The 7,186-nt window shown below is 70.7% G+C and carries 11 protein-coding genes; 7 read left to right on the top strand and 4 right to left on the bottom strand.

Going from position 1 to position 7,186, the window contains the following annotated elements; all coding sequences use genetic code 11:
- Positions 1-128: 128 nt before the first annotated feature.
- Positions 129-383: a hypothetical protein gene (locus DQW85_RS30785; protein WP_113703315.1), complete on the bottom strand. Its 255-nt coding sequence runs from the start codon at positions 381-383 to the stop codon at positions 129-131.
- 56 nt (positions 384-439) lie between these two features.
- Between DQW85_RS30785 and DQW85_RS30780 the strand changes: the two genes are divergently transcribed.
- Genes DQW85_RS30780 through DQW85_RS30770 form a run of 3 tightly spaced genes read left to right on the top strand, consistent with a single transcriptional unit; the run spans position 440 to position 2,446 of the window.
- On the top strand, positions 440-1,444 hold the full coding sequence (locus DQW85_RS30780; protein ID WP_240197528.1) for a DNA topoisomerase IB: 1,005 nt from the start codon (positions 440-442) through the stop codon (positions 1,442-1,444).
- A 44-nt stretch (positions 1,445-1,488) separates the two neighbouring features.
- Positions 1,489-1,737, top strand: coding sequence for a BON domain-containing protein (locus DQW85_RS30775; RefSeq protein ID WP_113703314.1), 249 nt, complete (start codon positions 1,489-1,491; stop codon positions 1,735-1,737).
- A complete protein-coding gene (locus DQW85_RS30770; RefSeq protein ID WP_113703313.1) occupies positions 1,721-2,446 on the top strand; it encodes a metallophosphoesterase family protein in 726 nt (241 codons plus the stop codon). The genes DQW85_RS30775 and DQW85_RS30770 overlap by 17 nt, the downstream gene beginning before the upstream one ends.
- A 116-nt stretch (positions 2,447-2,562) precedes the next feature.
- On the opposite strand, the gene DQW85_RS46135 is transcribed toward DQW85_RS30770, so the two are convergent.
- On the bottom strand, positions 2,563-2,712 hold the full coding sequence (locus tag DQW85_RS46135) for a GPGG-motif small membrane protein (RefSeq protein ID WP_169807523.1): 150 nt from the start codon (positions 2,710-2,712) through the stop codon (positions 2,563-2,565).
- A 40-nt stretch (positions 2,713-2,752) separates the two neighbouring features.
- On the bottom strand, positions 2,753-3,238 hold the full coding sequence (locus DQW85_RS30765) for a DUF1360 domain-containing protein (RefSeq protein ID WP_113703312.1): 486 nt from the start codon (positions 3,236-3,238) through the stop codon (positions 2,753-2,755).
- A 113-nt stretch (positions 3,239-3,351) separates the two neighbouring features.
- Here DQW85_RS30765 and DQW85_RS30760 point away from each other — a divergent pair, with 113 nt between their 5' ends.
- Entirely contained in the window at positions 3,352-3,948 is a 597-nt protein-coding gene (locus DQW85_RS30760; RefSeq protein ID WP_113703311.1) for a nucleotidyltransferase, read from the top strand.
- Positions 3,949-4,034: 86 nt separating this feature from the next.
- On the opposite strand, the gene DQW85_RS30755 is transcribed toward DQW85_RS30760, so the two are convergent.
- On the bottom strand, positions 4,035-4,379 hold the full coding sequence (locus tag DQW85_RS30755; protein ID WP_113703310.1) for a PRC-barrel domain containing protein: 345 nt from the start codon (positions 4,377-4,379) through the stop codon (positions 4,035-4,037).
- 113 nt (positions 4,380-4,492) lie between these two features.
- Between DQW85_RS30755 and DQW85_RS30750 the strand changes: the two genes are divergently transcribed.
- The 3 genes from DQW85_RS30750 to DQW85_RS30740 form a co-directional block, all read left to right on the top strand.
- A complete protein-coding gene (locus DQW85_RS30750) occupies positions 4,493-5,545 on the top strand; it encodes an acyltransferase family protein (RefSeq protein WP_162795507.1) in 1,053 nt (350 codons plus the stop codon).
- Between the two features lie 92 nt (positions 5,546-5,637).
- Positions 5,638-6,468: an SAM-dependent methyltransferase gene (locus DQW85_RS30745; RefSeq protein WP_113703308.1), complete on the top strand. Its 831-nt coding sequence runs from the start codon at positions 5,638-5,640 to the stop codon at positions 6,466-6,468.
- Positions 6,469-6,693: 225 nt separating this feature from the next.
- Positions 6,694-7,186, top strand: a 493-nt coding sequence (locus tag DQW85_RS30740; RefSeq protein WP_162795506.1) for an EamA family transporter, incomplete at its 3' end; no start/stop codon positions are given.

Here is a 7,186-nt window from a genome sequence, read left to right as displayed (position 1 = left end):
GCCCAGCCCGGTCGTGCCGCGCGCGAGCAGCGCCACCTTGGCGCCCTTCGCGCCCAGCTCGCGCACCACGGCCCGCCCGACGCCGCCGCTCGCCCCGGTCACCACGACCACCCGGCCCTGCAAGTCGGTCATCCTGCCTCTCCTACGTCGCTGTCCTTCTGACGCCGTACGGCGAGCACGATGTCGACCACCGTGACCACGCCCACGAGGATCGCGATGGCGGTCAGCACGGGAGCCTTGGCGATCACCCCCAGCACGGCCAGGGCGAAGGCGAAGACCAGGACGAAGGATCCCGCCCTGATGTGCACGACGTCCCTGGGCGTCGCGGGCACCATGGGTCTGCCCGACTTCGAGCGCTCTTCCCACTGGTTGTTCTCAGACATGACGGCTCCCCTGCCCTTGCCGTTTGCGGCCTAACGCTCGGGGTAGCCCGTGTCGCGTGCCTGAGCTGCATCCGAGTGACCAGAACGAGCCGGGCATCCTGCGCCGGCGGCGAGGGCATGGCTTCAGCTACCAGCATGCGGACGGGTCCCCGGCGAGCCCCGGGGAGCGCGCCCGGATCAGGGCGCTCGCCATCCCCCCGGCCTGGACCGACGTGTGGATCTGCGCGTCGCCGGACGGGCACCTGCAGGCGGTGGGCACCGATGCCGCCGGGCGCAGGCAGTACCGCTACCACGACCTGTGGCGGGCGCAGCAGGACCGGATCAAGTTCGACCGGGTGCTGGAGCTGGCCGAACGGCTGCCCGCGTTCCGCAAGTCGGTGGACCAGGCGCTGGCCGGCAGGGGGCTGACCCGTGAGAGGGTGCTCGCCGCCGCGGCCAGGATGCTCGACATCGGCTTCTTCCGCGTGGGCGGCGAGAACTACGACTCCTACGGCCTGGCGACGCTCAAGATGGAGCACGTGACCTGCTCCCGCGGCACGGTCGTCTGCTCCTACCCGGCCAAGGGCGACATCCCGCGCGAGGTGGCGGTGGCCGACCCGGCGGTGTGCTCGGTCATCAGGGCGCTCAAGCGCCGCGGCGGCGACGGGGAGCTGCTGCGCTACCGTAACGGCCGGCGCTGGGTGGACGTGCGCAGCGACGACATCAACGCCTACCTGCGCGAGACGGTCGGCGACGACTTCACGGCCAAGGACTTCCGCACCTGGCACGCGACCGTCCTGGCCGCGGTCGGGCTGGCCGTGTCCGCTCGCGCCGCCCGGGTCGGGCAGGCGGCGCGCAAACGGGCCGTCAGCCGCGTGATGCGCGAGGTCGCCGAGTATCTCGGCAACACGCCCACCGTGGCCCGCGAGTCGTACGTGGACCCGCGGGTGGTCGAGTCGTACGAGCGGGGCAGGACCGTCCAGCAGGCGCTGACCGAGCTGGGAGCCGACGCCGACTTCGGTCAGCTGGCCACCCACGGCGCCGTCGAACGGGCGGTTATCGACCTCCTTCGCGCCGTTTGAGCTTTTCGCCCCAGGGCATGCGGCGACTGGAGAAGGAGGAAGCGATGGAAGCTCCGCAGTACGTCGCGGCCCGGATCCAGCAGGCGCTGGCGGAGGACGCGCGCACGCACGAACTCGGCATCCACGTCGACGTGCGCGGCGACCAGCTTTTCCTGCGCGGTCAGGTGAGCGGGAGCGAGCAGCGCGAACGGCTCGGGCAGGTGGCGCACGAGACCGCCCCCGACCTGAAGGTCCACAACGAGATCAAGGTCGTCGACGTCAGCGAGCCCGGAGAGGATGAGCACCTTGACTGACCTGCGCATAGCAGCCGTTGGCGACATCCACCTGGGGCCGGAAGTCCGTGGTGAATACCGCAAACGGCTCCATGGCATCGAGGATCGCGCCGACGTGCTCATGCTGGCAGGTGACCTGACCCGGCACGGCACGCTGGAGGAGGGCAGGCTCGTGGCCGACGAGCTGCGCGACCTGCCGGTGACCACCGTCGCGGTGCTCGGCAACCACGACTACCACTCCAACCAGCAGGAGGCGATCGTGGGCGTGCTGCGCGACGCGGGAGTGATCGTGCTGGAGGACGACGGCGTCGTGATCCAGTGCGGCGGGACGAAGCTGGGCGTCGTCGGCGGCAAGGGCTTCGGCGGCGGGTTCGCCGGCAAGTGCGCCAGCGAGTTCGGCGAGCCCGAGATCAAGAACTTCGTCGCGCACACCCGCTCCATCGCCGAGGCGTGGAAGGTGGCGCTGAAGGAGATGGACGCGGACCGGCGGGTGGTCCTGTCGCACTATTCCCCCGTCAAGGAGACGCTGCACGGCGAGCCGCTGGAGATCTACCCGTTCCTCGGCAGCTACCTGCTGGCCGAGGCCGTGGACACCGCGGGGGCGGAGCTGATTCTGCACGGCCACGCGCACAAGGGCAGCGAGAAGGGTCTCACCCCGGGCGGGATCCGCGTGCGGAACGTGGCGCTGCCGGTGATCGGCAAGGCGTACGCGGTCTACTGCCTCGACTGAAGCTGTCTCGACTGAACTGCCTCGACTGACCCGCGACATGGGCGCGGACATGGGCGCGGCGGCCGCTCGGAGCGGCCGCCGCACCGACGGTGGGGGATGGGGCGCTCTCGGCGCCCCTATACATTGAAGATGCTGACGCCGCCAGGCCCCACCAGGAATCCGAGCACGATGAGGACGATTCCCCAGAGGATGTCGCGGCGGGCCAGGATGACGTAGATCCCGGCGATGACGAGAACGACTGCGATGATCCAGAGCAAAGTAGCCATGGACCCGCTACTGCCCTGGGCGGGATGTTCTTAACATGTGCTAGGTCGCCGAGCGCATGAGCCTGGCGTAGGCGAGCTGCAGCCAGTCCGAGGCGGCCACCGCGGACATCGTGGCCCCGGCCAGCCGGGTGAAGCGCGGCGCGAACACCAGGCCCGCGGCGTAGGCGGTGGCCGTCCACTGCGCCAGGCAGAAGGGGCAGGAGATCAGTTCGCCGATCGGGCCGCGCGGCTCCTCCTTGAGCTCGGCCGGGCCGCTCGTGCCCTCGTACCTGGTGAACGGCGCGCGCAGCGGGCTCGTCACGGGGTCCTTGGCGAGCAGCCGTGACACCTTGTGTGTGCACGCCGCCATCAGCACCAGGTCCATCGGCGTGACGCGGTCGGGCGCGCGCCGGCCCGTCAGCGCCGCGGCGGCCACGGCCGCCGCCACCGACCCGCCGTACACGGCCAGGATGCGCAGGTAGCCGCGGATCGGCCGGTCGTGCCCGCCCGCGTACTCCTGCTCGGTCTTTTCCAGGAAGTCGGTCATGGGGCCTGGCGCTACCCCCGGGCCGCACCTCTAACCTGGCGGGCGGGCAACGACAATCCCGCGCTTCCCCCGCCTGTCCGTGTGATTGATGGGCCTGGGGGTAGCCCGGTCTCATGAGCAGCCATAGTCACGCGGTCACTGACGCGATCCTCGACACGCTCAAGCGCGCGAGCTCGGGGTTGAAGGACGCCGGAGTGAAGTTCGCGCTGGCGGGCGGGTGCGCGGCCTACGCGAGAGGCGCGGCGCCGTCGCTGCATGACGTCGACTTCGTCCTCACAGAGCACGACGTGCCCGCCGCCCTGGAGGCGCTGCGGTCGATGGGCTTCGAGACGCTCAAGCCGCCCGAGGACTGGCTGGTCAAGGCGTACGACGACGGACGGCTGGTGGATCTCATCTTCCGGGTGTCGGACCGGCCGATCACGAACGAGCTGCTCGACCGGGCCGAGCCGATGACGGCCTCGGCGGTGATCGTGCCCGTGCTGGAGGCGACCGACCTGGTCGTCTCGTGGCTCATGCCGATGTCGGAGCACGCCTGCGACTACGGAGCCCTGCTGCCGCAGGTGCGGGCGCTGCGCGAGCAGGTCGACTGGTCGCGGGTGGCCGCCGTGACGGCCGACTCGCCCTACGCCGCGACCTTCATCACCCTGCTCGAACGCCTCGGGGTGCTGGAGTCGCCCGTCGAGCCCAAGGGCGACCCCGACTGGCCGTGATCCCTTATCCGAAAGCTTATCCGAAAGCCCCCTGAACAGGGGAAGGGCCGCACCCCGGGGTGCGGCCCTTCGTCTGCTACGTCGGGTCAGCTCGAGAACCGGCCGTAGTAGTCACCGAGCGTCGTGCGATACTCGGGTTCCTTGTACCTGGCCTCGTCGAACTCGGGCGCCTCCTTGATCTCCGCCTTGGTGCGCGAGACGTGCACCTCGCGCTCCTGAGGGTCGATCCTGGTGACGACCCGGGCCGGAAGCAGGACCTTCTTACCGAAGATCCATGGGCCGGTGTCGATGACGAGGTAGCTCTCGCCTACCTCGTACGTCGCCTCATCGACGGTCCCGATCCTCCCGTCGGTCGCCTGGACGTGGTATCCCGCGAGGTCCAGGGCGCTGCCGCGGTCGTAGACGTCAGTTCGATAGTCCCAGAGCTCCATCGAGCTCCTCTCCTCTCTCTTTGCGTCTTTCGGGGCAACCTCCCGCTACCCGGGCCTCCCGGGCTAAACGCGAACTGATACAACACGTACTCATGCAATCTGGTGCACATCGGTTGACGGAGCGGTTATACGAACTTGACGGACTTCGGTTCCTCGCCGCCCTGTGCGTGGTCTTCTTCCACTACACGTTCTCCGGCTGGGCGGGCGGCACCAGCCCGGTCGAGTTCCCCGTCGAGGGCACCTGGTCCAAGTACGGCTACCTGGGCGTGGACCTGTTCTTCGCCATCAGCGGGTTCGTGGTGCTGATGAGCGCGTGGGGCAGGGGCCCGCGCGCGTTCGTGGTCTCCAGGGTGGTGCGGCTGTACCCGGCGTACTGGGTGGGCATCGCGCTGACCGCCGTGGTGACCCTGACGCTGGGGGCGGGCGTCTTCACCGTCACACCCGGGCAGATCCTGGCCAACCTCACCATGTTCCAGGCCGTGGCCGACGTGCCCAACGTGGACGTCGTCTACTGGACTCTCTGGTCCGAGATGCGCTTCTACATGCTGATCTTCGTGCTCACCTGCGTCGGGATGACCCGGGCGAGGGTCATGGCGTTCCTGTGGGGCTGGCTGGCTCTCACGTTCGCCGTAGAGGCCGGGCTCGTGCCTCGCGTGGCCGACCTGATGGTGCAGGCGGAGTTCTCGCACTACTTCATCGCCGGGATGGGCCTGTTCCTCGTGCACAGGTTCGGGCTGACCTGGCAGCTCGCCGCGCTGCTGCCGCTGTGCCTGGGCAACGCCGTCTACCGGGCCCTCGGGTTCGCCGACGCCGTCGGGCGGCGCTACGGCGTCTCCTACGACCACGCGATCATCGTGGGCGTGGTCGTGGCGATCTTCGCCGTCATGGCGCTGGTGGCCTTCCGGGTCATCTGGGGCCGGGCCGTGGGGCCGTGGCTGGAGACCGCCGGCGCGCTCACGTACCCGCTCTACCTGCTGCACGCGCACATCGGGTTCATCCTGTTCGCCCGGCTCGGGGGCTCCGTCAACCGGTACGTCCTGCTCTACGGGCTGGTCGTGGTGATGTGCCTGGCGGCGTACGCGGTCCACCGCTTCGTCGAACGCCCCGCGGCCCCCGCGCTGAAGGGCCTCCTGCTGCCCCGGAGGGAACCCGCGAACGCGACCTGACCCGACCCCCTCCACACGGGCCTGACCTGGGCCTCCCCCCTTCGTCGTGCGGCGTTGTCGTAGAATCCGCGTCACGGAACGAAGGGGGCCACATGAGCCAGGGCTCCGGAACCCAGTGGGCGGAGAACGAGTGGACGCCGCCCGGCGTGGACGCCTCCACGCCGAGCGCCGCCCGCGTGCACGACGCGCTGCTGGGCGGCACCGAGAACTTCGCGGCCGACCGGTCCGTCGCGCGGCGCCTGAAGGAGGCCGTCCCGGAGATCGTCCACCTGGTCTGGTGCAACCGGGCGTTCATCGGCAGGGTCGTCGACTTCCTCGTCCGCGAGGCCGGGATCCGGCAGATCATCGACCTGGGCGCCGGCCTGCCCACGATCGAGAACACGCACGAGGTGGCCCAGTTCGCCGACCCGTCGACGCGGGTCGTCTACGTGGACATCGACCCCATGGTGGAGCCGCACGCGCGGGCCATCCTGGGCGACAACCCCGGCGCGACCGCCATCACCGAGGACGCCCGCGACGTGGCCGCCGTGCTGAGCAACCCCGAGCTGAACCGGCTGATCGACTTCTCCCGGCCCGTCGGCCTGCTGATGGTCGGGCTGCTGCACCTGATCTCCGACCGTGACGACCCGCACGGGCTGGTCAGGCACTACATGGCCGCACTGGCGCCCGGCAGCCACCTGGCCGCCACCAACTTCTACGCATCACCCAACCCCCAGGCCAAGGCCCTGGAGACGATGCTGCAGGCCACGATGGGCACGGGCCACTTCCGCTCGTACGAGGCCGTCACCCGCTACTTCGACGGGCTGCGGCTGGTGGACCCCGGGGTGGTCCACTTCCCCCAGTGGCGGCCCGACGAGCGGCTGCCCGGCCCGCTGGCCACCTGGGAGGAACTCCTCCTGGGCGGCGTCGGCAGCAAACCCTGACCCAACCTCCCCCTTCCGCCCCGCCTGTCCTCCCCGCACAGAGCGGTCGTCGCGCGGGGCGCGGCGCCGTTAGGGTGTCGCTCGTGCCGCGCCTTCTGATCTGCTCCCCGCCGCCCGCCCAGTAGCGGGCGGCTCCTCCAGAGATCTCCGGGTCTGACCGATCCGGGGGTGGTCGCCGCCCGCACACCGGGCCCCTTCCGACCACTCCATCCTGAGAGATCTGTCATGACCCATGTCTCCGCGCGGCGGGGCGCGTTCTACGTGTCCCTTGCCGCGACCGCCTGGGGCACCGGCGGCGCGGCGGGATCGCTGCTGCTCCAGTCCGGCGGCCTCGGCCCCGTCGGCGTGTCCCTGTGGCGCCACCTCCTCGGCGCCGCCTTCCTTCTCGCCCTCACCCGCCTCAGCGGCGGCCGGCTCGCCCGGCTCGGCCCGAGGGTCGTCGTCGTGGGCGCCGGGATGGCCGTCTACCAGGCCGCGTACTTCGCCTCCATCGCCCGGTCCGGGGTGGCGGTGGCGACCGTGGTGACCATGGGCGCCACGCCCGTCTTCACGGCCCTCGGCAGCCGTTTCCTCGTCGGCGAGCGGCTGGGCCGCCCCGGGCAGGCCGCCCTGGCGACGGCGCTGGCCGGCCTCCTCCTGCTCACCGCCGAGACCCTGCCCATCGCCGGACCCCTGCCGGGCGGGGGCGGGCCGGGGGGTGGCGGGCAGGTGGCGGGGG

The sequence above is a fragment of the Nonomuraea lactucae genome, assembly GCF_003313395.1.
Lineage (GTDB): Bacteria > Actinomycetota > Actinomycetes > Streptosporangiales > Streptosporangiaceae > Nonomuraea > Nonomuraea lactucae.
The sequence above is the reverse complement of the archived record's forward strand: the minus strand, read 5'-3'. Positions and strand labels throughout refer to the sequence as shown.

Bases quoted from the DNA above. Each gene is read 5' to 3' on its own strand.
- DQW85_RS30785 (WP_113703315.1), bottom strand. From the start codon at position 383: ATGTCTGAGAACAACCAGTGGGAAGAGCGCTCGAAGTCGGGCAGACCC.
- DQW85_RS30775 (WP_113703314.1), top strand. From the start codon at position 1,489: ATGGAAGCTCCGCAGTACGTCGCGGCCCGGATCCAGCAGGCGCTGGCG.
- DQW85_RS30770 (WP_113703313.1), top strand. From the start codon at position 1,721: ATGAGCACCTTGACTGACCTGCGCATAGCAGCCGTTGGCGACATCCAC.
- DQW85_RS46135 (WP_169807523.1), bottom strand. From the start codon at position 2,712: ATGGCTACTTTGCTCTGGATCATCGCAGTCGTTCTCGTCATCGCCGGG.
- DQW85_RS30765 (WP_113703312.1), bottom strand. From the start codon at position 3,238: ATGACCGACTTCCTGGAAAAGACCGAGCAGGAGTACGCGGGCGGGCAC.
- DQW85_RS30760 (WP_113703311.1), top strand. From the start codon at position 3,352: ATGAGCAGCCATAGTCACGCGGTCACTGACGCGATCCTCGACACGCTC.
- DQW85_RS30755 (WP_113703310.1), bottom strand. From the start codon at position 4,379: ATGGAGCTCTGGGACTATCGAACTGACGTCTACGACCGCGGCAGCGCC.
- DQW85_RS30745 (WP_113703308.1), top strand. From the start codon at position 5,638: ATGAGCCAGGGCTCCGGAACCCAGTGGGCGGAGAACGAGTGGACGCCG.